Source organism: Streptomyces sp. SDr-06, assembly GCF_003324565.1.
GTDB lineage: Bacteria > Actinomycetota > Actinomycetes > Streptomycetales > Streptomycetaceae > Streptomyces.
Map to the genome: position 1 here is coordinate 868,767 of NZ_QOLA01000001.1, position 24,015 is coordinate 892,781.

Annotated in this window: 23 protein-coding genes, 2 rRNA genes and 1 riboswitch; of the genes, 8 read left to right on the plus strand and 17 right to left on the minus strand. The window is 70.6% G+C overall.

Annotated elements, in window-relative coordinates:
- Positions 1-80 precede the first annotated feature (80 nt).
- Positions 81-704, minus strand: coding sequence for a Clp protease N-terminal domain-containing protein (locus DT019_RS04270; protein WP_114035213.1), 624 nt, complete (start codon positions 702-704; stop codon positions 81-83).
- A 244-nt stretch (positions 705-948) separates the two neighbouring features.
- On the opposite strand from DT019_RS04270, the gene DT019_RS04275 reads away from it, so the two are divergent.
- Positions 949-1,140 carry a hypothetical protein gene (locus DT019_RS04275; protein WP_114035214.1) on the plus strand — a complete coding sequence of 64 codons (192 nt, stop codon included), beginning with the start codon at positions 949-951 and terminating at the stop codon, positions 1,138-1,140.
- A 117-nt stretch (positions 1,141-1,257) separates the two neighbouring features.
- The gene (locus DT019_RS04280; protein ID WP_114035215.1) at positions 1,258-1,686 is read left to right on the plus strand and encodes an SRPBCC family protein; all 429 of its coding nucleotides are present in this window, start codon (positions 1,258-1,260) and stop codon (positions 1,684-1,686) included.
- 52 nt (positions 1,687-1,738) lie between these two features.
- On the opposite strand, the gene DT019_RS04285 is transcribed toward DT019_RS04280, so the two are convergent.
- Positions 1,739-2,344 (minus strand): PadR family transcriptional regulator, encoded by a 606-nt coding sequence (locus tag DT019_RS04285; protein WP_114035216.1) that lies wholly within the window; start codon positions 2,342-2,344, stop codon positions 1,739-1,741.
- A gap of 239 nt (positions 2,345-2,583) precedes the next feature.
- Between DT019_RS04285 and DT019_RS04290 the strand changes: the two genes are divergently transcribed.
- Positions 2,584-2,832, plus strand: a complete 249-nt coding sequence (locus tag DT019_RS04290; RefSeq protein WP_114035217.1) for an SCO4226 family nickel-binding protein — start codon at positions 2,584-2,586, stop codon at positions 2,830-2,832.
- 166 nt (positions 2,833-2,998) lie between these two features.
- Entirely contained in the window at positions 2,999-3,814 is an 816-nt protein-coding gene (locus DT019_RS04295; RefSeq protein WP_114035218.1) for a PhzF family phenazine biosynthesis protein, read from the plus strand.
- Positions 3,815-3,881: 67 nt separating this feature from the next.
- Here the strand turns inward: DT019_RS04295 and DT019_RS04300 are convergent, their stop codons facing one another.
- Complete coding sequence (locus DT019_RS04300) at positions 3,882-4,664, minus strand: CPBP family intramembrane glutamic endopeptidase (RefSeq protein WP_189389122.1); 783 nt, start codon at positions 4,662-4,664, stop codon at positions 3,882-3,884.
- A gap of 184 nt (positions 4,665-4,848) precedes the next feature.
- Here DT019_RS04300 and DT019_RS04305 point away from each other — a divergent pair, with 184 nt between their 5' ends.
- Complete coding sequence (locus tag DT019_RS04305) at positions 4,849-6,633, plus strand: VWA domain-containing protein (RefSeq protein ID WP_114035220.1); 1,785 nt, start codon at positions 4,849-4,851, stop codon at positions 6,631-6,633.
- Here the strand turns inward: DT019_RS04305 and DT019_RS04310 are convergent.
- A complete protein-coding gene (locus DT019_RS04310) occupies positions 6,630-8,144 on the minus strand; it encodes a glutamate--cysteine ligase (protein ID WP_114035221.1) in 1,515 nt (504 codons plus the stop codon). The genes DT019_RS04305 and DT019_RS04310 overlap by 4 nt on opposite strands.
- A 488-nt stretch (positions 8,145-8,632) precedes the next feature.
- Here DT019_RS04310 and DT019_RS04315 point away from each other — a divergent pair, with 488 nt between their 5' ends.
- A complete protein-coding gene (locus tag DT019_RS04315) occupies positions 8,633-9,220 on the plus strand; it encodes a hypothetical protein (RefSeq protein WP_114035222.1) in 588 nt (195 codons plus the stop codon).
- A 331-nt stretch (positions 9,221-9,551) separates the two neighbouring features.
- The gene (locus DT019_RS04320; protein ID WP_053729707.1) at positions 9,552-9,758 is read left to right on the plus strand and encodes a DUF5999 family protein; all 207 of its coding nucleotides are present in this window, start codon (positions 9,552-9,554) and stop codon (positions 9,756-9,758) included.
- A gap of 101 nt (positions 9,759-9,859) precedes the next feature.
- Here DT019_RS04320 and gcvP read toward each other — a convergent pair whose 3' ends face one another.
- Positions 9,860-12,745, minus strand: coding sequence for an aminomethyl-transferring glycine dehydrogenase (gene gcvP / locus DT019_RS04325; protein ID WP_114035224.1), 2,886 nt, complete (start codon positions 12,743-12,745; stop codon positions 9,860-9,862).
- Positions 12,746-12,937: 192 nt separating this feature from the next.
- Positions 12,938-13,044: riboswitch (glycine riboswitch) on the minus strand.
- A 136-nt stretch (positions 13,045-13,180) separates the two neighbouring features.
- On the opposite strand from gcvP, the gene DT019_RS04330 reads away from it, so the two are divergent.
- The gene (locus DT019_RS04330; RefSeq protein WP_189389124.1) at positions 13,181-13,558 is read left to right on the plus strand and encodes a PRC-barrel domain-containing protein; all 378 of its coding nucleotides are present in this window, start codon (positions 13,181-13,183) and stop codon (positions 13,556-13,558) included.
- On the opposite strand, the gene DT019_RS04335 is transcribed toward DT019_RS04330, so the two are convergent.
- From DT019_RS04335 to DT019_RS04390, 12 genes are all read right to left on the minus strand, one after another.
- The gene (locus DT019_RS04335; protein WP_114035309.1) at positions 13,474-14,958 is read right to left on the minus strand and encodes a DNA polymerase IV; all 1,485 of its coding nucleotides are present in this window, start codon (positions 14,956-14,958) and stop codon (positions 13,474-13,476) included. The genes DT019_RS04330 and DT019_RS04335 overlap by 85 nt on opposite strands.
- 56 nt (positions 14,959-15,014) lie before the next feature.
- Positions 15,015-15,602: a MerR family transcriptional regulator gene (locus tag DT019_RS04340; protein ID WP_114035226.1), complete on the minus strand. Its 588-nt coding sequence runs from the start codon at positions 15,600-15,602 to the stop codon at positions 15,015-15,017.
- 222 nt (positions 15,603-15,824) lie between these two features.
- Positions 15,825-16,298 carry a bifunctional nuclease family protein gene (locus DT019_RS04345; RefSeq protein WP_006123076.1) on the minus strand — a complete coding sequence of 158 codons (474 nt, stop codon included), beginning with the start codon at positions 16,296-16,298 and terminating at the stop codon, positions 15,825-15,827.
- A 53-nt stretch (positions 16,299-16,351) separates the two neighbouring features.
- Complete coding sequence (locus tag DT019_RS04350; RefSeq protein ID WP_114035227.1) at positions 16,352-17,095, minus strand: MerR family transcriptional regulator; 744 nt, start codon at positions 17,093-17,095, stop codon at positions 16,352-16,354.
- A gap of 21 nt (positions 17,096-17,116) precedes the next feature.
- Positions 17,117-18,061 carry an FHA domain-containing protein gene (locus DT019_RS04355; protein WP_114035228.1) on the minus strand — a complete coding sequence of 315 codons (945 nt, stop codon included), beginning with the start codon at positions 18,059-18,061 and terminating at the stop codon, positions 17,117-17,119.
- Positions 18,062-18,143: 82 nt separating this feature from the next.
- On the minus strand, positions 18,144-18,962 hold the full coding sequence (locus DT019_RS04360; protein ID WP_114035229.1) for a DUF881 domain-containing protein: 819 nt from the start codon (positions 18,960-18,962) through the stop codon (positions 18,144-18,146).
- Positions 18,959-19,291, minus strand: coding sequence for a small basic family protein (locus tag DT019_RS04365; RefSeq protein ID WP_031069011.1), 333 nt, complete (start codon positions 19,289-19,291; stop codon positions 18,959-18,961). The genes DT019_RS04360 and DT019_RS04365 overlap by 4 nt, the downstream gene beginning before the upstream one ends.
- Positions 19,288-20,220 carry a DUF881 domain-containing protein gene (locus DT019_RS04370; protein WP_189389130.1) on the minus strand — a complete coding sequence of 311 codons (933 nt, stop codon included), beginning with the start codon at positions 20,218-20,220 and terminating at the stop codon, positions 19,288-19,290. The genes DT019_RS04365 and DT019_RS04370 overlap by 4 nt, the downstream gene beginning before the upstream one ends.
- Positions 20,221-20,308: 88 nt before the next feature.
- Entirely contained in the window at positions 20,309-22,804 is a 2,496-nt protein-coding gene (locus DT019_RS04375) for a mannose-1-phosphate guanyltransferase (RefSeq protein WP_114035231.1), read from the minus strand.
- A 113-nt stretch (positions 22,805-22,917) separates the two neighbouring features.
- The gene (locus tag DT019_RS04380; RefSeq protein WP_114035232.1) at positions 22,918-23,526 is read right to left on the minus strand and encodes a CDP-alcohol phosphatidyltransferase family protein; all 609 of its coding nucleotides are present in this window, start codon (positions 23,524-23,526) and stop codon (positions 22,918-22,920) included.
- Between the two features lie 195 nt (positions 23,527-23,721).
- A 5S ribosomal RNA gene (gene rrf, locus DT019_RS04385) occupies positions 23,722-23,838 on the minus strand.
- 90 nt (positions 23,839-23,928) lie between these two features.
- Positions 23,929-24,015 (minus strand): 23S ribosomal RNA (locus tag DT019_RS04390); the annotation flags it as partial.

Consider the following 24,015-nt stretch of genomic DNA (forward strand, 5'->3'; position numbering starts at 1 on the left):
TCATCCGCGTGACACCTGTCGAGACGGCGGGGCCGCGCGGGGCTCGCCGAGGGCCTTCGGCACGCCCGGCCGCACAGCCCTCAGGCCTGCCGGGAAGGCTCCCCCGCGGGGTCGGCCCAGCCGTGGCCAAAGGGCTCCCGTCCCTGGGTCGGCCCGTATCCGGACGGCTCGGCCGGGCTCGCGCCCGGCCCCGCACCGGACGGCTCCCCCAGCCGTTCCGTCAGCGTGGCCGCGTCCACCCCCGCGTGCCGCAGGACCTGGACGGCTCGGCATTCCGGGTCGACGGCCAGGGCCGCCAGAAGGTCCCGCCCGGTGACCCGCCCGCCACTGCGGGCACCCGCCCGCCGCATCGCGTACTCCATCGCCGTCAGCGCGCTCGGCGACCATCCCGGCTGCGTCATCAGCGGAACCGCGCCGGAGTCCTCGACGGATCCCTGCCAGCGCAGGCCGTAGCCGATGCTGCGCTGCACCAGGTAGCCGAGCACGCGCGCGACCTGCGGACCGTCCTCGAAGGCGGCCCGTACCTCGGGGTCGCTCTCCATCAGCGAGTGCAGCAGATGCGCGGTGTCCAGCTGCCGGTCCCCGTCGCGCAGCGCACGCCTGCGGGCACCCGCGACCACCGAGGCCAGCTCCGCGGTGAGTCGGGCTTCGATGTCTGCGGGGACGGGGGCCTGGTGAGGGGCGCCTGGGGTAGGACTGTGCACCCGTCAACCTCATCATCCGATGACTCGGGGAACATCCCCGCCGGGGAGCATTCGCCCCTCCCACAGAAGGTGGGCACGGATGACCGGGTTCTCCTCCTTACGGATGAGATCTCGGAAATCTCCCCCGCGAGGGCGACCCGGCGGCGCGTGGCGTCCCACCCCGCGCCCCTGGCGCAACCGCGCCGCCGCCCGGGCTCGTCCTTCCCGTATGACACAGCCGTCCCCACCGCCGAGGGAGCCGCCGATGTGCTGGATGGTCGCCCTCCTGGCCCAGGACGGGCTGCAGTACGTGTACCGGGTGTACGCGCCGCGCGACGCGCTCCCCGGCGATCTGTTCTGGGCGGCGTTCCACTGCCACGACGAGTCCGCGCGGCCGCGTGCCTCGGACCTCTTCGACTCGGCCAGGATCTGGGCGCTGGAGGCTCAGAAGATCTGAGCGGAGGGGCGGGAGCGGGCGCCCCGGAACCTGACGGTTCATCAGTATTGAATGTTCGCCCGGCCCCCGCTACGTTCCGCGACACGTCCCCGTCACCGTCCCCGAAGGAGTGGTCGCATGGCCGAGGTCAGCGCGGAGGCACGTATCGAGGCTCCGGCCGAGAAGGTCTGGGCACAGCTCACCGACTTCTCCTCGTACGGCGAGTGGAACGCCACGCACACCAGCTTCCCCGCGGGCGCCCCGGACAGGCTGGAGCTGGGTGCGACCTACGCGGAGAACATGAAGCTCATGGGCTTCCCCGCCGAAGTGGCCTGGACGGTGGACGAGTTCGAGGCCGGCCGGGTGTTCGGGGTCCGCGGCAAGGGCCCGATGGGTGTGAACGTGGCCAACCGCTACACCGTCATCGCCGACGGCGCGGCCAGCACGGTCCGCATCGACGGGGAGTTCACCGGCGCCGCGGTCTCGCTCATGGCGGGCAAGCTCAAGGACTCGGCGACGGCCGCGCTCAACGAATCGCTGCGCAAGCTCGGGGGCCTGTGCGTCTGAGCGCGCGAAAGCCCCGCGGCCGGTGGCCGCGGGGCTGTGCTCCGTACGAGGGTCAGCCCTCGTCGGCAAGGATCAGATAGAGCTTCTTACGGGCGTCGTTGATGACGGCGAGGGCCTTCTGGCGCTGATCGGCGGAGCCGGTCTTCCAGACCTGGCCGAACGCCTCCATGAGCCCGACTCCGGCCTGCCGGATCTCGTGCATGGCCTCCCAGTCGACTCCGCGCCCGGCGTCCTCCCAGGGGGCGTCGGCCCCCGACTCGGCTTCCGTGCGCCCGGCGTCGGTGAGCGTGAACAGCTTCTTGCCGCCCTCGCTCTCGCTGGTGATCAGACCCTCGTCCTCCAGGAGCTGGAGGGTGGGATACACCGAGCCCGGGCTGGGCTTCCAGGCCCCGCCGCTGCGCTCGCCGATCTCCTGGATCATCTCGTAGCCGTGCATCGGCCGGTCCGTCAGGAGGGCCAGGATCGACGCGCGGACGTCGCCGCGCCGCGCCCTGCCCCGGGGACCGCCGCGGCCGCCACGGCCGCCGGGTCCGAACGGCCCGCCCCACGGTCCCCCGCCGAAGCCGGGACCGAACGGGCCGAAGGCGGCACGCCGCCCCTCGAAGTCGCCCCGACCGCGATGGCCGGGTCCTTGCTGTCCGTATCCATGTGAACGCATGGTTTCGCTTCCTTCCATCGTTGATCTGTCGCGATGCGTCAACGATATATCGGTGACTTACGCTTGGCAACCCCTTCCCGGGCTTCGCCGACGGGGCGTCCCGCGGGCCGCCCCTCCCCACTCGCCGCTCCTGCCACGGGGGCGCACGATGGAGGAAGCGGCGCCGGAGCTGGAGCCGACCGGCCCACCCGCCGACTCCGACCGCCCCGGTGCGGAACGTCGAAAGGGGGTGTGGCGTCATGTCGCAGTTCATGGACGTCCACCGCGGGATGACGGGCATCACGGCCGACCAGCTCAAGCAGGCACACCAGGCGGACCTCGCCATCGAGAAGGAGGAAGGCGTCCACTTCCAGCAGGCCTGGGCCGACCCCACGTCGGGCACGGTCTACTGCCTGTCGGAGGCGCCCTCGGCGGAGGCCGTGCAGCGCATCCACGAACGGGCCGGTCACCCGGCCGACGAGGTCCATCCGGTCCCGCTGATCGTGTGAACCCCCGGGCCCGGGACACCGAGCCGTGGCGGCCGGTCCGCCACCTCGGCCGGGCCCGAATGCCCGGCGCGGCACGAACACCGCGAGGCGCACGGCGCCAAAAGGCGGTCCAGCCGTCGCCGATTGGCCTTGGCCCGCGGGTTTTCCCGTGCCGTACGGTGCGGCCATGCGCATCCGAATCGTCGACGCCTTCACCGACCGCCCCTTCGCCGGCAACCCGGCCGGCGTGCTCCTGCTCGACGCCTTCCCGGCCGACTCCTGGTTGCAGGACGTGGCCCGCGAGGTCAACCACGCCGAGACCGCCTTCGCGCACCCGCTGCCGCCGGGCCACGACGTCGACTGGGCGCTGCGCTGGTTCACCCCGGCCGCCGAGGTCGACATGTGCGGCCACGCCACGCTGGCCACCGCGCACGTCCTGCACTCGACGGGGGCCGCGACCGGCACGGTGCGGTTCGCCGCCCGCTGCGGCATCCTCACGGCGACCACCGCCGAGGACGGCACCATCACCCTGGACTTCCCCACCTCCTCGCTCAAGGAGGAGCCGGTCCCGGCGGGCCTCGCCGAGGCGCTGGGCGCCCCGGTGCTCTCGGCCCACGACACCTCCGCCGACATCGGCGACCTCCTGGTGGAGCTGCCCGACGAGGCGGCCGTACGCGCGCTGGCGCCCGACGCCCGCGCGCTCGGGCGGCACTCCAGGCGCGGCATCATCGCCACGGCGGCGGCCGGTGACCCCGCCTCGGGGTACGACTACGTCTCGCGCTGCTTCTTCCCCAACGTCGGCGTCGACGAGGACCCGGTGACGGGCAGCGCCCACACCGCGCTCGCGCCCTTCTGGTCGGCGCGCCTGGGCCGCGCCGAGCTGACCGGCCTCCAGGCCTCGGCCCGCTCCGGGCTCGTCCGCACCCATGTGCGCGGCGAGCGAACCCTCCTCATCGGCCGCGCGGTGACGGTCATCGAGGGCGACCTGCTGACCGCGCCGTAGGCGCGCCGCAACGGCGTAAGGGGCATACGCCTTGGTCGTACGCCCCTTACCGCGACCCCCGCACCGCTCACATCGTCGGCAGCCAGCTCACCTTCCCCGCGAGCAGCGCGTACCCCACGAAGGCCCCGATGTCGAGCAGTGCATGCGCCACCACGAGCGGGCCGACACGCTGCCAGCGCCGGTAGAGCAGGACGAAGACCACGCCCATCACCATGTTCCCGACGAAGCCGCCGATGCCCTGGTAGAGGTGGTAGGAACCGCGCAGCACCGAGCTCGCGACGAGCGCGGCCATCGGCGTCCAGCCCAACTGGCCGAGTCTGCGCAGCAGATACCCGACCACGATCACTTCTTCCAGCACGGAGTTCTGCAGCGCCGAGAGGACGAGCACCGGATACTTCCACCACACGTCCGGAAGCGACTCGGGGACCACGGTCAGATTGCCGCCCGCCGCGCGAGCCACCAGATAGAAGGCGAGCCCCGCACTGCCGATCCCGGCGGCGATCACAACGCCCCGGCCGAGGTCGGACCAGGGCCGCGTCCGGTCGAAACCGATCACCCGCAGACCACCGGCCCGCTCCCGCACCAGCAGGTGCGCGACCAGCGCGACGGGCACGAGCGCGGTCGCGATGCCGACGAGCTGCCAGGTGAGATCGAGCCACGGCCGCCCGGGCGCCAGCGAGGAGTTGAGGTGCGCCGCCTGGTGCTTGAGTCCGCCCGGCCTGGTGAGCGATCCGACGAAGCTGATCAGCGCCGACACTCCGCTCGCGCCGAGCGAGAGCGCCAGCACGAGCACCGTCTCGGACCGCAGGATCCGCGGTGAACTCCCCTGTCCGGGAAGAGAATCAGCCACACGCCCGGCCTCCACCTGCACACCTGCCTCCAGTTGACGAATCCCGTCCCTTCCCCACCGCCGCCCCGCTAGGGTCTCGAAGGACTTGACGAAGATCGTGCGCGACAGGCCGGGGGGCGGGCGCCATGGCGTTGGTGCGGTCCCCTTTTTCCTTGTTCAGGATTCAAGGAGGGGCACCACCGTCATGGGACGTCACAGCTTGCCCGACGCCGCCGCGACCGGGAGCACCGGGGAGGGCGCGGCCTCGGCGCGGCGGCGCACGATCGCCCTCGCCACCGCGCTCGTCCTGACGGTGGCCGGGGGCACGGCCGTCGCCGTGCAGCGCGGGCTGCTCACCTTCCGCCACTCCTGTACGGCGTCCGCGGTGCGGCTGGATCTGGTCGCCTCGCCCGATGTGGCGCCCGCCGTGGAGGCCGTCGCCGACCGGGCCCGCCAGAAGAAGATCGCTTCGGACGGCTCGTGCATGGACGTGCGGGTGAGCGCCCGCGACTCCTACCAGGTCGCGGCTTCGTTCGCCGCGCACGCCAAGCCCGACTTCTCGGTGTGGATTCCCGACGCGTCGATGTGGGTGGACCGGGTGAAGGACACCGGCGGCTCGGCCACCGTCGTCACCGCGGGACACGTCGCCGCCTCCCCCGTCGCCCTCGCCGCGGTCCCGGCGGCCGCCAAGTCGCTCGGCTGGCCGGCGAAGACGTACACCTGGGCCGCGGTGGCCGAGGCCGCCGGGCAGGACGGCACGGTACGCCTGGGCTCGGCCGACCCGGCGCACAGCGCCTGCGGACTGCTCGCGCTGAGTTCCGTCGGCAAGTCGGCGGCGAGCGGGGGAGGCGACGGCGCAGCCCGCACCGCGGCCCTCGCCAAGCTGCTCTCCCAGCGGGTCTCGGACCACGACGGGCAGGTGGTGGACACGCTGCCGCGCGACAACTCGGCCGCGGAGAGCGGCAACGCACGCCGCAACCAGACGTTGTTCCTGTCCGAACAGGCGGCCTTCGCGTACAACGCCTCGCACGGCGCCGACCGCAGGGTGCGGCTCTTCTACCCCAAGGACGGCGCGCCGCAGCTCGACTATCCGTACACGATGATCCGTGAGGCGGGCATGCGCACCAACGAGAGCCGGGCGGCGATGCGCTTTCTGACGCTGCTCGGCGACCCCGGGTCCGTGCGCGTACTGGCCGCACAGGGGTTCCGCCCGCCGGGCGAGAGCCTGGCCGCTCCGGTCGCCTCGGCCGCCGTGGGCAGCTCTCCGCAGCCGTACGCCGGCGCCACCGCCGAGCCTCCCTCCGCCCAGGAGCTGCAGGACGCGCTCGGCATGTGGACGATCACCGTGCAGAGCGCACGGCTGACGACGGTGGTGGACGTGTCCGGCTCGATGGCGGCCATCGTGCCGGGCTCGGGCGGCCGCTCACGGATGGAGGTCACCCGCGCCTCGCTGCTGCGGGCGCTGGCACGGTTCACCCCCGATGACGAGATGGGCCTGTGGGACTCCTCCACCCGCCTCGACGGCTCACGCGCCTACCGTGAGCTGGTGCCGACCGCCCGGCTCGGCGACCCGGCGGGCGCCGGCCGCACCCAGCGCGACCGGCTGTCGGACGCCTTCGCCGCGCTGAGACCGGTGCCGGGCGGCGCCACCGGGCTCTTCGACACGACGCTGGCCGCGTACCAGGAGGCGACCAGGACGTACGCGAGCGGCAAGGTCAACGCGGTGGTGCTGCTCACCGACGGCGCCCACGAGGACCCAGGGAGCATCTCGCGGGCCGACCTGGTCGCGCGGCTGGAGAAGCTCACCGATCCCTCGAAGCCGGTGCCGCTGATCGTGATCGCGGTCGGCCCGGACGCCGATCGCGAAGAGGCGCGGCAGATCGCGCGGGCGACGGGCGGCGCCGGGTACCAGGTGAACGACCCGGCCGGCCTCCAGGCCGTGATCCTCGGGGCGATCATGGGCCTGGGCCGGGCACAGCACCGCGGCTAACGCCCCGACGGGCCGGGGAAGCCCGTGGGCCAGGTGTGCACGGGCTCGCCCGCCAGCATCAGCTCCCGGTAGCGCCGTGTGGTGGCCGCGAGCGCCGCGTCCCGGCCCAGCCCCGCGGTCAGCGCCCGGTGGTAGGTGTCGACCTGCCAGGACGCGCCGTTGACGCGGCGCCGGCACCGCTCCTCGATGATGCCGAGGTAGTGGTCCCGGTCGGCCGGCTCGATCCCCCACGCGTCGAGCCCGGACGCCGCCAGCGGCAGCAGCTCCTCGCGTACGAGCTTGACGGCCGGCACCCGGGCGAGGCTTCCGCCGCGCCGGGGCGCCGGCCACAGCAGCTCGGCGTCGATGCCGTAGCGGCACGCGGTGTCGAAGTTGGCGGCCGCCGACTCGAACGGCAGCCGCGTCCACACCGGCCGGGCGTCCTCCGCCAGGGCGCGCACCAGGCCGTAGTAGAACGCCGCGTTGGCGAGGACGTCGGCGACGGTGGGCCCGGCCGGGAGCACCCGGTTCTCGACCCGGAGGTGCGGGACGCCGTCTGCGATGCCGTACACCGGCCGGTTCCATCGGTAGATCGTGCCGTTGTGCAGCACCAGTTCCTTCAGGCGCGGCACCCCGCCGTCCGCGATGACCCGCAGCGGCTCCTCCTCGTCGCAGATGGGCAGCAGCGGCGGGAAGAAGCGCAGGTTCTCCTCGAAGAGCTCGTACGCCGAGCTCACCCAGCGTTCCCCGAACCAGGTGCGCGGCCGCACCCCCTGGGCCCGCAGCTCGGCCGGCCTGGTGTCGGTGGCCTGCTCGAAGAGCGGCGGCCGCGACTCGCGCCACAGCTCCCGCCCGAACAGGAAGGGCGCGTTGGCGCCCACCGCGATCTGCACGGCGGCGACCACCTGCGCCGCGTTCCACACCGCGGCGAAGCGCGCGGGCGTCACCTGGAGGTGCAACTGCACGGAGGTGCAGGCCGCTTCGGGGGTGATCGAGGCGGAGGTGCACACGAGCCGTTCCACGCCCTGGATGTCGAGCGTGAAATCCTCCCCGCGGGCGGCCACGATCTGATCGTTCAGCAGGGTGTAGCGATCGACGTCGGAAAGGTTCCCGGATACGAGATCGTCCTGGCCCAGGGTCGGCAGAATTCCGATCATGATGATGCCCGCCTCGACCTCGGCGGCTTTGCGATCGGCATAACCGAGCCCGGTCCTCAACTCCTCGGCGAGCTGATCGAATACCCGGCCGCCGAGCCGGTGCGGGGCAATGTTGACCTCCAGGTTGAACATTCCGAGTTCGGTCTGGAAATCCCTGCTCGCGATGCGCTCCAGCACCTCGCCATTCATCATGCGCGGCATACCGTCGGGACCCGCGAGATTCAGTTCCAGCTCCAGCCCCATCAGGTTCCTGGGACGGTCGAACCGCTTCTGGTCCAACAGCTTCCCCAGCCCCTCCAGGCACTGGTGCAGCTTGTCCCGGTAACGGTGCCGATCGGACAGGTCGAATCCGCCTGCCACGACCTTCTCCCCCATCGAAGGGTCCCTCCTCGAATGGGCAGCCAGCGACACCGGCCGCTCGCGTCATGGTCGATAATGCCCCGGCAGACTGATCCATAACGCCTGCGCGGGCGACGCCACCGGAGTAGCGTCGGGGGCCAGGGCCCGCGGCACATTCAGCGGGCATACGGCAACGTGCAGTTACCGCCCGCTCGGTAATGGTGAAAAACACCGACGAGATTCGGCCGACCCCCGGCGGGACGGCATTCCAGGTGGGGGACCCGCACCGGATATGTGCCCGGGTGAATCGCCCGCACGGAAGGACCTGATACCGACTTGCGGGCAATATCGGCGACAGCTAGACGAAACACTGCGTGAACACGTGTCGTATAAACTCCGCAAACGAGGCAGAGAGTTGGCGCCCCGGCCATCGCTCGACGGCCCCCCTCTGACCCCGCACCGCAGACAGCGCCGTCCGCACTGCCCACGCATCACCGTGTCTCCGAAGTGAGAGGCGACCCACCATGCCGCTGCATGTCCCCCCGGCCCCCGCGCCCGCCCTGCGCAGCGTACTCGCGGCACTCGGTTCCCCCACCGCCGTACGCGAGGCCCGCACCCCGGCCCTCCGCTCCGCCGAAGGCCCGCTCACCCCCGAACTCCCGCTCCCGCTCCACGTCCTGGACGGGATCACCCCGGGCGGCCGGACCCCGCGCACCCGCTTGGCCGGCTGGCGCTTCCTCATCAGCGGCCCCGACCATCCGGTCGCCGCCGCGGACACCCGCCTCACCCCGGACGGCTGGGCCTTCTCGCACTTCTTCGAGGGCCCCTACATCGCCTCGACCCAGCGCGCCCTGCGCCAGGCCGAGCTGCTCACCCCGCACTACCAGCCCCGGCTGCTCTCGGTCCCCGAGCTGTACATGCTGACGCTGTGGCTGCACTCCGACGCCACCGCCGACGGCGCCTCGGGCTCCCCCGCACCGCACGACCTGCTGGTGCCGCTGGCGCCCGCGCCGCCCGGCATCTGCGCCCACCGCCCGCTGCGGGTGAGCGAGCTGCTGCCGGTCCTGACCCTTCGTCTGGCTCCCGCTCCGCTGCTCGGCCAGCCCGTCTGACCTCGCCTTCGGCGACGCGCGAGAAAAGTGCCCCGCGACCGGTGTGGTGGCGGGGCACTGGTGTGTCTATGCTGCGTACGCGCCGCCTCCGCCATACGGGCTAGTCCCGGCGGGCCACTGCGAACCACCCGAAAAGACAGGCCAGTTGAGCTGAACCGTCCGCACGGGTGATACGTCATTAAGCAGTAGGAAGCGCTGCCGCGAAATCCCTGCGGATTGACGCCCGTGGGGCAACACTGGGATCGGACCGACCGACTTACTACGGGGGGCGGCCATGAACAACGCATCGAGCCGCAGCACACTCACCACGACGCAGCGAAAGAACGCATCCATGTGCCAGCACCAGCCAGCCTGCCCTACAGCCTTCTCCGCCGACCGGGAAGCCGCGAAGCCCGTGGCACACCACCCGGAGCAGGGGTGGAGCCTGCTGTGCAACGGTGTCCTGCTCTTCGAGGACACCGGTGAGCTGCTGCCGGACGGGCAGATCATCGCCCCGCACCGGTCGCTCACGGCGGAGCAGGTGGCGACGGCCGCCTGACGCGGCCTCGTTCGGCAGTTCTCGTACGGACCCGTCCCGTACGGACACCACAAGGGCCGGCCCGGGGAACATCCCCCGAACCGGCCCTTACGCATGTCCGGTCAGTTGTCGTACTCGTCCAAGGGCGGGCAGGAGCAGACCAGGTTGCGGTCGCCGAAGGCGCCGTCGATGCGGCGGACCGGCGGCCAGTACTTGTCGGCGGCCGACACGCCGGCCGGGAAGACGGCCTCCTCGCGGCTGTAGGCGTGGTTCCACTCGCCGCCGAGCGCGGCCGCGGTGTGCGGGGCGTTGGCCAGCGGGTTGTCGTCGGCCGGCCAGGCGCCGGAGGCGACCTTCTCGATCTCGCCGCGGATCGCGATCATCGTGTCGCAGAACCGGTCGATCTCGTTCAGGTCCTCGGACTCGGTGGGCTCGATCATCAGCGTGCCGGCCACCGGGAACGACATGGTCGGCGCGTGGAAGCCGTAGTCGATCAGGCGCTTGGCGATGTCGTCGACGCTGACGCCGGTCGCCTTGGACAGCGGCCGCAGGTCCACGATGCACTCGTGCGCGACGAGCCCGTTCGGGCCCGTGTAGAGCACCGGGTAGTGCGGCTCGAGGCGCTTGGCGATGTAGTTGGCGGCGAGCACGGCGACCTGGGTCGCGCGCTTGAGGCCCTCACCGCCCATGAGACGTACGTACGCCCACGAGATCGGCAGGATGCCCGCCGAGCCCCACGGCGCGGCCGAGATCGGGCCGACGCCCGTCTCGGGACCGGCGGTCGGCTGGAGCGGGTGGTTCGGCAGGTACGGCGCGAGGTGCGCGCGCACGCCGACCGGGCCGACGCCGGGGCCGCCGCCGCCGTGCGGGATGCAGAACGTCTTGTGCAGGTTGAGGTGCGAGACGTCGCCGCCGAACTTGCCCGGCTTGGCGAGGCCCACCAGGGCGTTGAGGTTGGCACCGTCGACGTACACCTGGCCGCCGGCCTCGTGGACCAGACCGCAGATCTCCGCGACGTGCTCCTCGAACACACCGTGGGTCGACGGGTAGGTGATCATCAGCACCGACAGCTCGTCGCGGTACTGCTCGATCTTGGCGCGCAGGTCGTCCGCGTCGACCTCGCCGTCGTCGGCGGTCTTGACGACGACGACCTTCATGCCGGCCATCACGGCGCTCGCGGCGTTGGTGCCGTGCGCGGAGGACGGGATGAGGCAGATGGTGCGCTGGGTGTCGCCGTTGGCGCGGTGGTAGGCGCGGACCGCGAGCAGACCCGCGAGCTCGCCCTGCGAACCGGCATTGGGCTGGATGGACACCGCGTCGTACCCGGTGACCTCGGCGAGCCGCTCCTCCAGCTCACGGATGAGCGTGAGGTATCCGGCGGCCTGCTCGACCGGCGCGAAGGGGTGCATCTGCCCGAACTCGGGCCAGGTCACCGGCTCCATCTCGGTGGTCGCGTTCAGCTTCATGGTGCAGGAGCCGAGCGGGATCATGCCGCGGTCGAGCGCGTAGTCGCGGTCGGCGAGCTTGCGCAGGTAGCGCAGCATCGCGGTCTCGGAGCGGTGCTGGTGGAAGACCGGGTGGGTCAGGAAGTCGTCGGTACGCAGCAGGGCGTCGGGCAGCGTGTCGGCGGCCACCTCGTCCAGCGCCTCCACGTCGGCGTCGACCCCGAACGCGGCCCAGACGGCGGCGAGTTGGGCGCGCGTGGTGGTCTCGTCGCAGGCGAGGGAGACGGTGTCCGCGTCCACCAGGTGCAGGTTGACCCCGCCCTCGCGGGCCGCGGCGACGGCCTCGGCGGCCTTGCCCGGCACCCGTACGGTCAGCGTGTCGAAGTAGGCGCCGTGCACGACGTCGACCCCGGCGGCCCTCAGGCCCTCGGCGAGCACGACGGCGTAGCGGTGGGTGCGCCGGGCGATCTGCCGCAGCCCGTCCGGGCCGTGGTAGACGGCGTACATCCCGGCCATGACGGCCAGCAGCACCTGCGCGGTGCAGATGTTGCTGGTGGCCTTCTCACGACGGATGTGCTGCTCACGGGTCTGCAGGGCCAGCCGGTAGGCCTTGTTGCCGTCCGCGTCGACGGAGACGCCGACCAGGCGGCCGGGCAGGCTGCGGGCGAACTTCTCCTGGACCGCCATGAATCCGGCGTGCGGGCCGCCGAAGCCCATCGGGACGCCGAAGCGCTGGGTCGTACCGACGGCGATGTCGGCGCCGAGCGAGCCGGGCGAGGCGAGCAGCGTGAGCGCGAGCAGGTCGGCGGCGACGGTGACGATCGCGCCGAGCTCGTGGGCCGCGTCGATGACGGGCTTGAGGTCGCGGACCCGGCCGGAGGCGCCCGGGTACTGGAGCAGCACGCCGAAGACGCCGCGTTCGACGATCTCGGCGGGGATGCCCTCGCTCAGGTCGGCGACGACGACCTCGACGCCGGTGGGCTCGGCGCGCGTCTGGATCACGGCGACGGTCTGCGGCAGGGTGTCGGCGTCGACCAGGAAGACCCCGCCCTTGACCTTGCCCACGCGCCGGGACAGGGCGAGCGCCTCGGCGGCGGCGGTGCCCTCGTCGAGCAGCGAGGCGCCCGAGGTGGGCAGGCCGGTCAGCTCGGCGACCATGGTCTGGAAGTTGAGCAGCGCCTCCAGGCGGCCCTGCGAGATCTCCGGCTGGTAGGGCGTGTACGCCGTGTACCAGGCCGGGTTCTCCATGACGTTGCGCAGGATCACCGGCGGCGTGAAGGTGCCGTAGTAGCCGAGACCGATCATGGGGGCGAGCACCTGGTTGCGGTCGGCGAGCCGGCGCAGCTCGGCGAGCACCTCGGCCTCGGTCCGCGCCTCGGGCAGCCCCAGCGCCCCGGCGCTCTTGATGACCTCGGGAACGGCGGCGGCGGTCAGCTCGTCGAGCGAGCCGTAGCCGACCTGCGCGAGCATCTTCGCCTGGGCCCCGGCATCGGGCCCGATGTGGCGCTGCTCGAACGGGATGCCACGCTCAAGGCTGCTGAGCGGAATGCGGTTGGCGGTCATTACGGAGGCCTCCTGGTCGCACGACCTGCGAGGGGCACCACGGCGCGGGTGCCCGGACGGCCTCCCCCTCTGTCATCTCAACCTGAGAGCTTCACCGGGCGCGCGGGGGCGACCGGTTTTCACCGTCGGTGAGGAAAGGTTCCGCCCGGGCCGGAGTGCCCGTGCTTCCCCCGTCCTGCTTTCCAGAGTGACCTCGTCCGTGCGGTCCGTGGGCCTGAGAGATTCCGGGGAGGAGTTGCTCCTTCGGCGCCCGCCGAGAACTCAGGGAGCTCGCCGGAGGGCTCTCCCGCACGGGGTCAGCAGCCGTTTGCCAGCCTACCAGCGAGGTCCGAGCCCGATTCTTTGTTCCATGTCTCAAGTGGCCAACACTCACGATGTGCACTTTCGTAGTGCTTATGGAGCAGTTGTAACCGGTTGCGACCAGTTGGAGGGACCGTGCAGACCGATATCGATCCGCGCAGCCTGATCGGCCGCAAGGCGTACGACCGGAGTGGACACAAGATCGGAACGGTGGACGAGGTCTACCTCGACGACGCGACGGGCGCACCCGAGTGGGCCGCCGTGCGCACCGGCCTGTTCAGCCGGGACGCCTTCGTCCCCCTGGAACCCAGCACCCTGGTCGAGGAGGCCCTGCACGTCCCCTACGATCGCGCCCTGATCAAGGACGCGCCCGACTTCGGCGTGGGCCGCCACCTCTCCCCGGAACAGGAGCTCCAGCTCTACCACCACTACGGTCTGGACACTGCGGCCCCCGACCCCGGCCCGCCGCCGTCCGACCGCGATTTCGGCCGGCTCGCGGGCGGCGACATCTGACCCCCGACGACAGCCTCCCCGTCCCCGGCCTCGCCCTCTCCCTGCGCCGCGTCCCTTTCACCGACGAGCGGCAGCGGCTCCGCCGCCGTGAGGCCGGGATCGTCCACCCGGAAGGTGCGCACCCGGCCGGGCGCCCCTGATGTCGGCGTCTCGAACCGCACGGTGACCCGGCCGACCCCGCTGCCCTGCACCCACCCCGGCCCGTACTCGGCATGCCGCACGTCGTGCCCGGCCAGCCACCGCCGCTGAGCCGGATCCGGTTCGGCCTCGGCCTCCACCGGCTCCGCCGGGCCCTGCTCGCCCTCTGGCTCCTCCTCCGCACGCTCCCCCGCGGCCTGGGCGAACAGGTCCTCCTGCGTGAAGTCGGCGAGCCCGCTGACCCCCACGCCGAGGAGCCGCACACCGCCCGTCGTGTCCACGGAGTCGAGCAGGCGCCCGGCGGCCTCGCGCACCACCGCCGGGTCGTCCGTGGGGCCGCGCAGCGTCTCGGACCGGGTCAGCGTCGAGAAGTCGTAGCGGCGGACCTTGAGCACGATGGTCCGGCCCGAGTGCCCCGACCCGCGCAGCCGCTGCACGCACCGGTCCGCGAGCCGCCCCACCTCGCTGGTGATCCGCCCCCGGTCGTGCAGGTCGATGTCGAAGGTGTCCTCCACCGACACCGACTTCGCGTCCCGCTCGGCCACCACCGGCCGGTCGTCGTACCCCGCCGCCATCCGGAACAGCGACGCCCCGTGCGACTTCCCCAGCAGCCGTACGAGCTCGTCCTCCCCCGCCTCGACGAGATCGGCGACCGTGGCCATCCCGGCGCGCCGCAGATGCTCCCCGGTGGCCGGCCCCACGCCCGGCAGGGTGCGCACCGTCATCGGCGCGAGAAGCTCCCGCTCGGTGCCCGGTTCTATGAGCACGAGCCCGTCCGGCTTCGCCTGCTCGGAGGCGATCTTGGCGAGCATCTTGGATCCGGCGAGCCCCACCGATCCGCTCAGCCCGGTGACCGCCCTGATGTCCCTGCGCAGCCGCTCACCGGCCTCCCGGGCCGAGGCCGACCCGAAGGCCACCCCGCCGGCCTCCAGGTCCACGAAGGCCTCGTCCAGGCTCAGCGGCTCGACCAGCGGGGACAGCCGCCCGAGCAGCTCCATCACCTGCTCGCTGATCGTGCGGTACAGCTGGAAGCGCGGCACCAGATAGGCCGCGTTCGGACAGAGGCTGCGAGCCTGCGCCATCGGCATCGCCGAGCGCACGCCGAACCGTCTGGCCTCGTACGACGCCGTGGAGACCACCCCGCGCGGCCCGAGCCCGCCGACGATGACCGGCTTTCCGCGCAGGCTGGGCTTCGACGCCTGCTCTGCGGCGGCGAAGAAGGCATCCATGTCCAGATGCAGGATGGTCGGCGCGGCTCTCACACGACCGATGCTGCCGTACGCCACTGACAATCGGCCCGGCGGCGCCGCCGGGGAGGTCAGACCGCCCGGTTGCGCCGTCTGGCCAGCTCGTCGGCCGGGTTGTGCCCGACCAGGGTCTCACCGGTGTCCACGCGCTCGCCGTGCAGCTGCGACAAGGCCGCCTCGACGTCCCGCCACACCACGCCCACGGCGATCCCGAAGATGCCCTGGCCGCCCTGGAGCAGGTTCACGACCTCGTCCGGGGACGCGCACTCGTACACCGTGGCCCCGTCGCTCATCAGCGTCATCCGCTCCAGGTCGCGAAAGCCGCGGTCCCGCAGGTGCTGCACGGCCGCGCGGATGTTCTGGAGGGCTACGCCGGTGTCCAGGAAACGCTTGACGATCTTCAGGACGACGACGTCCCGGAAGCTGTAGAGACGCTGGGTGCCCGATCCGTACGCCGGACGGACACTGGGCTCGACCAGGCCGGTGCGGGCCCAGTAGTCGAGCTGTCGGTAGGTGATCCCCGCCGCCGCACACGCGGTCGGCCCCCGGTATCCGATCGTTTCGGTACTCGGGTCGGCCGCACTGCTGTGGAGCGGGTACGGCCCGCCCTCCCCCGGACTACGTCCGGGAGCGCCCCCTGCCGTACCGTCGCCGCTCATTCTCACGCCGACCCTCCGTCCTTGACCTGCCCACTCGACGGTAGGCAGTCACTCGGGGTGCGTCAACGATCGCCACACTCGGCACGCCGAGTGATAATCACCCTGAGAGTGGTTTCCCGTGACTCTCCAGCGGGAAAGGCTACTCGAATGCGCCGAAACACCCCCGGCGCACGCACCGCGCACGCCGCCATCGCGAGGGCCGCCGGATCACGTATCCGGAGCTCACTGGCTGTTGGTGCCGAAGTCCTCGGGCGAGATCTGGTCGAGGAACTCGCGGAACTTCTCCACCTCGTCCTCCTGCTCGTCCGGGATGGCGATTCCCGCGTCGTCGAGGACACCGTCACTGCCGTAGATCGGCGTTCCGGTGCGCAAGGCCAGCGCTATGGCGTCGGACGGCCGAGCGCTCACCTCGACCCCACTGGCAAAGACCAGCTCCGCGTAGAAGACGCCTTCACGCAGGTCCGTGATGCGGACCTCGGTCAGCTCCTGGCCCACGGCCTCCAGCACGTCCTTGAAAAGGTCGTGCGTCAAGGGCCGCGCCGGCGCCATCCCCTGCTGGGCGAAGGCGATCGCGGTCGCCTCCCCCGGACCGATCCAGATGGGGAGGTACCGATCGCCTCCCACTTCACGCAGGAGCACGATCGGTTGGTTGGAGGGCATTTCCACCCGGACACCCACGACGTCGAGCTCGTTCACACAGCAACCCTAGGACGTGCTCGGCAGGTTTGGGTAGTCGGGCACCTACAAGATCAGTGAAGCCGGACACCCAGAGCGGTCTGCACCAGGGCCGCGTGGAGCCGCACGGAGAGGGCCGCGAGCTCCTTCGTGGTGGCCTCCGCATGGGCCCTGGTCTGCGGATTGCGGTGCAGCCGCAAGGGTGCGACCACCTGCTCGACCAGCCCGGCCTCGCGGTCCGCGGCGGCCTTCATGGCGCGCAGATGCCGCGGTTCCAGACCGAACCGCCCCAGATCCGCCACAAGACGTGCCACATTCACCGACTCCGCGTCGAAGCCGCCCTCGGGGCCGGGCGTGACCAGCCCGTACGACTCCCACTCGGCGAGCTCCGCCTCGGTGACCTCGGCGGCCGCCATCAGCTCCGCGCGGCCCACCCGGGCGGCCGTGGGACGGTCGGCGTCGGGCTCGCCGAAGCCGTCCGGCAGTTCCCGGGACCCGCCCGGTGCGGGCAGGGCAGGCTGCTCACCGCGGCCCAGCGCGTCCAGGTGCTCGCGGATGACCCGGAGCGGCAGATAGTGGTCCCGCTGCATCCGCAGCACCTGCGCCAGCCGCTCGACGTCCTCGGCACTGAATTTGCGGTACCCGGACGGCGTACGCCGCGGCTCCACCAGGCCCTCGGACTCCAGGAACCGGATCTTGGAGATCGTCACCTCGGGAAATTCGTCCCGCAGCTGGTTGAGCACCCCGCCGATGCTCATCAGCCGACCGCCCGCGGCGGCGGTGCCGGATCCGGCACCGCCCGTCGGTGTCTGCAGCATGAACCTTCCCTGGGCCGGTTCTCAGAGCGCGCGCTGGCTCGCGTAGAAGACCAGCCGGTACTTCCCGATCTGGACCTCGTCGCCGTTGGCCAGGTCGACGGAGTCGATCCGCTCTCGGTTCACATACGTGCCATTGAGGCTGCCGACGTCGGAGACGGTGAAACGCCCGTCGGGACCGCGCCGGAACTCCACGTGGCGACGCGAGACCGTCACGTCGTCCAGGAAGATGTCGCTCTGCGGATGACGGCCCGCCGTGGTCAGCTCGCCGTCCAGGAGGAAGCGGCTTCCCGAGTTCGGCCCGCGGCGCACCACCAGGAGCGCCGAGCCCTGCGGCAGGGCGTCGACGGCGGCCTGCGCCTCCGGGGAGAGCGACGGCAGCTGCGTCTGGCCCGTCACCTCGGCGTCGTACGCCTCAAGGCCCGAGATCGAGATGGTCGAGGTGGTCTCGGAGGCGCGCTCCGGAACGACACCCGGCCGCAGCGGGGCGCCGCAGTTGGAGCAGAAGCGGCTGGCGGCAGCATTGCTGTGCCCGCACCTCGTACAAACAGGCATGCCCGACATCGACGGATCCTCCTGCCGCGGCGGCACCGCGTGGGCACTGGTGGCATACGGGTCGGAGCCAAACCCTCCACCCGTACCTGAGGTTGACGGTTCCCCGAAACCTATGCGCCCTGCACCCGCAGGGTCAACAGACGACGCGCCCGGAATGTCACCACCGGAACCAGCCACCTCATCACGGAACAGCGGGCGCTCGCCGCCCTGCTCCTCCGGCCCACCGGGGCGCTGAGCACGGTGCCTGGCGGCGTTGCCGCCGTCCTGGCGTGCGCTCTTGCCGAACAACTTCGCAAACAACTTCACGGGCGATTCCCCTTGACCGAAATAGACCCGCCCGTGGGGCAGGACGAACCCAGAATCAACACACCTGCCGACCCGGACATCCTCACAACGTCCGTATCCGCCAAACAGTTTCCACCACGCACCACTGTTACGGAGCGGCGACCCCCCGCAACCTCCTGCCCTTGTGCGGCAGGTCTCACGCCCGCCCTCATCAGTGCGAGGACGACTGAGCGTAGTCAGGCCGCTTCGCGACTCGCAAGGCGCTCACAACGATCTTCTCCGAGCGGACCACAGTGGCGGTGGCCTGCTCCTTCTCCAGAGTCTGCACGACGCCGCCGGGGATGTTGAGAGCCGGCTCCAGGTCCTGCGGCTTGCCGATCACCTTGAAGACGTACGGCGCGGTGACCTTCCTGCCGTCGACGCCGATCCCCCCGGTCTCGTCCGAGAAGAACGTATTGGCCACCACGCGGACGTCGTTGACCTGGATCGCCTCCGCCCCCGCCGCCCGCAGTTCCTGCACCGTGTCAAGCACCTTGTCCGCCTCGACGGCGCCCTTGGGGTCGCTGATCGTCAACGTGATGCCGGGCCCCTGCGCCGCGACCGTGCCGGCCAGGATGCCGAGCTGCTGCTCCTTCTCCACGGTCTGCTTGCGCGCCTCCTCCGCCTGGTTCGAGCTGGTCTCCAGCTCGGTGCGCTGGCCCTCCAGACGCTGCTTCTCATCCTCAAGACGCTTCGTACGCGAATCCAGTTCATCCAGGATGCGCACCAGATCCTCCTGGCGGGCGCCGCGCAGCGCGCTGTTGTCGCTGTTGGAGCGGACCTGGATCGCCAAGCCGAGGCCGAGGACGAAGAGCAGCAGCGCCACGATGAGCTGCGCTCGGCTGATCCGCGGCGGCCAGAGCCCCGCGGCAAGCCGCTGACGCCCCGTCAGTTCGGCCTTGGTCTCGCCGGATTCACCCGGAGCGTCGACGGGCCGCTCCTCGCCGCCGTCACCCTGATCGGTGTTCTTCACGTCGCTCACCGGCCTCAGGCCCTGAAGACGTGCCGGCGGATGGCGGCCGCGTTGGAGAAGATCCGGATGCCGAGCACCACGACGACGCCGGTCGACAGCTGCGCGCCGACGCCCAGCTTGTCACCGAGGAAGACGATCAGAGCCGCGACCACCACGTTGGAGAGGAAGGAGACCACGAAGACCTTGTCGACAAAGATGCCGTCGAGCATGGCTCGGAGCCCGCCGAAGACCGCGTCGAGTGCCGCGACGACGGCGATCGGCAGATACGGCTCGACCACCGCAGGCACCTCGGGCCGGACGAAAAGTCCGACCACGACTCCCACGACGAGGCCAAGTACGGCGATCACGATGTGCCCTTCCCTGTGTCGGCCGCGCCCTTGCCGGCGCCCGTGGCCATTGGCTTTGCTGTGCGTACGGTCAGGCTCGGCGCCGCGGGCAGACGCACGTCGGCCTCGGCCGAAATGCTCGCCCTGATCCCGTAGTTCTGCTCCAGTACGTGCAGGTACTGACCGTCCGCGCTGTCCTGGAAGTCCGTACTCAGCTTCTTGCCGTCCCCCACCGCGAGGACCGTGTACGGCGGCACCAGAGGCCTGTTGTCGACCAGTATGGCGTCGCCCGCGGCCCGGATCGCCGAAAACGACGTCAGCCGCTGGCCGTTGATGGCGATGGCCTCCGCGCCCGACTGCCACAGCCCGTTGACCACGCGCTGCATGTCACGGTCCCGTACCCGGCCGGTGTCGGCGAAGGTCGTGCTCTCACGCGGGCGGCTGCCGTCGCCCTGGGCGGTGTCCTTGGCGTCGTCGACGACCAGCTTCACGCCCGGCCCGTGCACCTCGGTCGCGCCGGACAACAGCGCCACCAGTTCGCCCTGGTCGCCGCCGTGCTTCTCGAGCGCCTTGCGCTGCCGGTCCCCGACCTCGGTCCGCAGCCCGTCCACGTCGTCCTGCAGCTTGTCGGCGGCCTTGGTCTCCGACTCGACCCGGTCGATCAGCTCCTGGCGCTCCTTGGCGACCACAGGAGCGGTGATGCGGGCCTGCGCGGCCCCGACCGTCACCACCAGGGCGGCGAGCACCAGGCCCCCCGCGAGAGCGAGCTTGGCCCGCAGCGTGCGCGGCATCCCCGCTTCGCCCTCGGCCTCGCGGCGGGCGGTCGCCTCCGCGTAACCGTCGTCGAGCGCGTGGTCCATGACATTGGTCAGCAGCGACATCGACGCGTCGGGACGCGGGGGCGGAGACGGCGTGCTCCGAACGGGGGGCTGCTGCGACATGCCGCACATCGTCGCACGTCGGCACCGCTACCACCGAATGGCCCCACCGGTGTGCCGGGCCACGCCCACAGGGCCGGCCCGGCACACCCCTATGACCTCAGTGACCTGCGCTGTCGACCACCGCGGCCCACTCGTCGAGCAACGCCTGAGCCGACACGTCGTCCGGCCCCTCGGCCCACAGATGAGTGACGGCCTCGGCGGGATCGGGCAGCACCATCACCCAGCGGCCGTCGGCCTCGACGACCCGCACGCCGTCGGTCGTGTCCACGGACCGGCTCCCCGCCGCCTCCACGACCCGGCGCATCACCATGCCCTTGACCGCCCACGGAGTCGGGATGTCCCGCCGCAGCACATGCGCCTGCGGTATCCGCGCGTCGATCTGGCTGAGCGTGAGCTGGGTGCGCGCCACCAGACCGATGAGCCGCACGAAGGCGGCCGCTCCGTCGAAGACACTGCTGAACTCGGGCACGATGAACCCGCCGCGCCCGTCGCCACCGAAGATCGTGGATTCCTCGCGGCCCACCCGGGTCAGATCGTCCGGCGACGTGGTCGTCCACTCCACCTGAGTGCCGTGATAGGCGGCGACCTGCTCGGCGATCCTGGTGGTCGTCACCGGCAGCGCCACCCGACCACTGCGCCGTTCGGCCGCGACCAGGTCCAGCATGACCAGGAGCGCCCGGTCGTCCTCGACGATCCGGCCCCGCTCGTCGACCAGCGAGAGCCGCTCGCCCACCGGGTCGAACCGCACCCCGAACGCGGCCCGCGCCGAGGCGACGATCTCCCCGAGCCGCACGAGCCCGGCCCGCCGGCTCTCGGCGGACTCGGTGGGCCTGGACTCGTCCAGACCCGGATTGATCGTCAGCGAGTCGACCTTGAGCCGACCGAGAAGACTCGGCAGCACCAGACCGGCGCTGCCGTTGGACGCGTCGACGACGACCTTGAGCCCCGCCTCCGCGATCCCGGTGGTGTCGGCCGTGCGCAGCAGCGCCCCGGTGTAGGAGTCGAAGACGCTGGAGGGGAACTGAAGGTCTCCGATCTCCCCCGGGAACGCACGCCGGTACTCCTGGCGCGCGTAGACCCGGTCGAGCTTGCGCTGCCCGGCCTGCGACAGGTCCGCGCCCCGCTCGTCGAAGAACATGATGTCGACGGAGTCCGGAACGCCCGGCGACGTACGGATCATGATCCCGCCCGCACTGCCGCGCGCGGTCTGCTGCCGCGCGACCGGCAGCGGCACGTTCTCCAGATCCCGTACGTCTATGGCGCTGGCCTGCAGCGCCGAGATGACGGCCCGCTTGAGCGCTCGCGCACCACGGGAGTGGTCACGTGCCGTGGTGACGGTCGAGCCCTTCTTCAGCGTGGTGGCGTACGCGCCCGCGAGGCGAACGGCGAGCTCCGGGGTGATCTCGACGTTGAGGATCCCGGAGACGCCCCGGGCTCCGAAGAGATGGGCCTGGCCTCTCGACTCCCAGATCACCGACGTGTTCACGAAGGCGCCGGCCTCGATGGTCTTGAACGGGTAGACCCTCACGTTTCCCTGGACGATCGACTCCTCGCCGACCAGGCACTCGTCCCCGATGACGGCACCGTCCTCGATCCGGGCCGCCCGCATGATGTCGGTGTTCTTGCCGATCACACAGCCGCGCAGATTGCTGTGCTGGCCGATGTAGACGTTGTCGTGGACGACGGCCTTGTGCAGGAAGGCGCCGCTCTTGACGACCACGTTCGAACCCACGACGGTGTGCTCGCGGATCTCCACATCCGCTTCGACCTTCGCGTAGTCCCCCACATAGAGGGGGCCCCGGAGCACCGCGTCCGGATGCACCTCGGCACCTTCCGCGACCCATACGCCCGGGGAGATCTCGAATCCGTCGATCTCGACATCGACCTTGCCTTCGAGCACGTCGGCCTGCGCCTTGACGTAGCTCTCGTGCGTGCCGACGTCCTCCCAGTAGCCCTCGGCGACATAGCCGTAGATCGGCTTGCCCTCCTTCATCAGCTGCGGGAAGACGTCACCGGACCAGTCGACGGACTTGTCCGCCTCGACGTAGTCGAATACCTCGGGCTCCATCACGTAGATGCCCGTATTGACGGTGTCGGAGAAGACCTGTCCCCACGTCGGCTTCTCCAGGAAGCGCTCGACCTTGCCCTCTTCGTCGACGATCGTGATGCCGAATTCGAGGGGATTGGGCACACGGGTCAGGCACACCGTGACAAGGGCGCCCTTCTCCTTGTGGAAATTGATGAGATCGGTCAGATCGAAATCGGTGAGGGCATCACCCGAGATGACCAGAAAGGCATCGTCCTTGAGGGCTTCCTCGGCGTTCTTCACGCTGCCCGCGGTACCGAGGGGCTTCTCTTCGTTGGCATAGGTGAGCTCCATTCCGAGCTCTTCCCCGTCACCGAAATAGTTCCTGACGAGCGACGCCAGGAACTGCACGGTCACGACGGTCTCATTGAGCCCATGCCGCTTGAGCAGCCGCAGCACGTGCTCCATGATCGGCCGGTTCACCACCGGCAGGAGCGGCTTGGGCATGCTCGAAGTCATGGGACGAAGGCGTGTGCCTTCGCCGCCAGCCATCACGACGGCCTTCATGTCGGAAACGTCCTCCTTGCAGAGATGACGGTCTGGCCGACTTCACCCGCACGGGCAGGCCTCTGGCGTCACACATGGCTTCCGGCACGACACCGGGCCCGCGATCACCGAGCTCAATCGGCCGCTACGTCCGCCTTCACCAGTCGGCGGACCTGAACCACATACAAGATTCCTGCCCACCAATACAGAGTTGTACCCCATCCTGCGAACGCCCATCCGAAAATCGCCGCGAGGGAGGCGAGCCAACCGCTTCCGTCACTGAGCAGCAGCAGCGGGAACGCATACATCAGGTTGAAGGTCGCGGCCTTGCCCAGGAAGTTCACCTGGGGCGGCGGATAGCCGTGCCGGCGAAGGATGCCCACCATCACCAGAAGCATCAACTCGCGGGCCACCAGGGCGGCGGTCAGCCAAATCGGCAGAATCTCCCGCCAGGTGAGACCGACCAGCGTGGAAAGGATGTACAGGCGGTCGGCAGCAGGGTCGAGCAGCCGCCCGAGGCTGCTGATCTGGTTCCACCGCCGGGCGAGCTTTCCGTCCAGGTAGTCACTGACACCGCTCAGCGCCAATACCAGCAGAGCCCAGCCATCACTGTTCGGGCCGCCGAAGACGGGGCGGAGAATCAGCCACAGGAAGAGCGGTACGCCGACAAGGCGCGCCATGCTGAGAATATTGGGGATGGTGAGCACCCGGTCCGTCTGAACGCGAGTCTCCTGGACCTCCACCCGGGGGCCTCCTGTGGGAAACGTGCCAACGATGCCCCCTGACCCTACCGTCAGCGAGGGCCCCCGATACACCGGGGGTGCGGGCGCTCCTCCCGGGACCGCAACGGCAGCCCCCGAAACACCCGCAAACGCGAAAAAGCCCCGCACCGTGACCTGTATTCCTACAGATCCGGTGCGGGGCTTTTCCCACAATTTGTTCGGCGGCGTCCTACTCTCCCACAGGGTCCCCCCTGCAGTACCATCGGCGCTGAAAGGCTTAGCTTCCGGGTTCGGAATGTAACCGGGCGTTTCCCTAACGCTATGACCACCGAAACACTATGAAGTTGAACTCAACCGGCACACACCCATCCAGGCATGCGGGAGTTCGTTGCTTCAGAACAAACACAGTGGACGCGAGCAACTGAGGACAAGCCCTCGGCCTATTAGTACCAGTCAGCTCCACCCGTTACCGGGCTTCCACATCTGGCCTATCAACCCAGTCGTCTACTG

Bases quoted from the DNA above. Each gene is read 5' to 3' on its own strand.
- DT019_RS04370 (WP_189389130.1), bottom strand. From the start codon at position 20,220: ATGTGCGGCATGTCGCAGCAGCCCCCCGTTCGGAGCACGCCGTCTCCG.
- DT019_RS04295 (WP_114035218.1), top strand. From the start codon at position 2,999: ATGCGCATCCGAATCGTCGACGCCTTCACCGACCGCCCCTTCGCCGGC.
- DT019_RS04285 (WP_114035216.1), bottom strand. From the start codon at position 2,344: ATGCGTTCACATGGATACGGACAGCAAGGACCCGGCCATCGCGGTCGG.
- DT019_RS04305 (WP_114035220.1), top strand. From the start codon at position 4,849: ATGGGACGTCACAGCTTGCCCGACGCCGCCGCGACCGGGAGCACCGGG.
- DT019_RS04275 (WP_114035214.1), top strand. From the start codon at position 949: ATGTGCTGGATGGTCGCCCTCCTGGCCCAGGACGGGCTGCAGTACGTG.
- DT019_RS04375 (WP_114035231.1), bottom strand. From the start codon at position 22,804: ATGAAGGCCGTCGTGATGGCTGGCGGCGAAGGCACACGCCTTCGTCCC.
- DT019_RS04290 (WP_114035217.1), top strand. From the start codon at position 2,584: ATGTCGCAGTTCATGGACGTCCACCGCGGGATGACGGGCATCACGGCC.
- DT019_RS04350 (WP_114035227.1), bottom strand. From the start codon at position 17,095: ATGCTGCAGACACCGACGGGCGGTGCCGGATCCGGCACCGCCGCCGCG.
- DT019_RS04310 (WP_114035221.1), bottom strand. From the start codon at position 8,144: ATGGGGGAGAAGGTCGTGGCAGGCGGATTCGACCTGTCCGATCGGCAC.
- DT019_RS04320 (WP_053729707.1), top strand. From the start codon at position 9,552: ATGTGCCAGCACCAGCCAGCCTGCCCTACAGCCTTCTCCGCCGACCGG.
- gcvP (WP_114035224.1), bottom strand. From the start codon at position 12,745: ATGACCGCCAACCGCATTCCGCTCAGCAGCCTTGAGCGTGGCATCCCG.
- DT019_RS04340 (WP_114035226.1), bottom strand. From the start codon at position 15,602: ATGAGCGGCGACGGTACGGCAGGGGGCGCTCCCGGACGTAGTCCGGGG.
- DT019_RS04315 (WP_114035222.1), top strand. From the start codon at position 8,633: ATGCCGCTGCATGTCCCCCCGGCCCCCGCGCCCGCCCTGCGCAGCGTA.
- DT019_RS04280 (WP_114035215.1), top strand. From the start codon at position 1,258: ATGGCCGAGGTCAGCGCGGAGGCACGTATCGAGGCTCCGGCCGAGAAG.